The organism is Herbaspirillum lusitanum, assembly GCF_046025995.1.
GTDB lineage: Bacteria > Pseudomonadota > Gammaproteobacteria > Burkholderiales > Burkholderiaceae_D > Herbaspirillum > Herbaspirillum lusitanum_A.
The window spans coordinates 1-650 of record NZ_JAQQFM010000031.1 but is presented as its reverse complement, the minus strand read 5'-3'; the positions used below and the strand labels follow the sequence as shown (position 1 = coordinate 650).

Genomic DNA, 650 nt, shown 5'->3' with positions numbered 1-650 from the left:
CTGATCGGCTGCGAAGCCGGCTTCCTCAACGCCAGCCGCATCAAGGGCAGCCACGCGGCGATCAAGTCCGGCATGATGGCGGCCGAATCGGTGTTTGCCGCCTTGAATGAAAACCGCCAGTTCGACGAACTGAGCAGCTATCCGCAGGCCTTTGAACAATCCTGGCTGCACGAAGAACTGCACCGGGCACGCAACTTCAAGCCATCGATGAGCAAGGGTCTGCTGACCGGTACCTTGCTGGTCGGCATCGATCAGGTGCTGCTGGGCGGCAAGGCGCCGTGGACCATGCATCACACGCATGCCGATCACGAATGCCTGAAGCCGGCAGCGCAATGCACACCGATTGCGTATCCGAAACCGGACGGCAAGCTGACTTTCGATCGCCTGTCGTCGGTGTTCATCTCCAACACCAATCATGCTGAAGACCAGCCGATTCACCTGACGCTGAAAGACAAGAGCGTGCCGGTGAAGGTGAATCTGGCGGAGTATGCGGGCCCTGAGGCGCGTTACTGCCCGGCCGGTGTGTATGAATTCGTGAAGAACGACGACAACACCGAGCGCCTGCAGATCAACGCGCAGAACTGCGTGCATTGCAAGACCTGCGACATCAAGGACCCGACGCAGAATATCGTGTGGGTCACGCCTGAGGG

At 59.5% G+C, this 650-nt stretch carries 1 protein-coding gene; it reads left to right on the top strand.

The window, feature by feature from the left end:
- Positions 1-650, top strand: a 650-nt coding sequence (locus PQR62_RS25560) for an electron transfer flavoprotein-ubiquinone oxidoreductase (RefSeq protein ID WP_408160894.1), incomplete at both ends; no start/stop codon positions are given.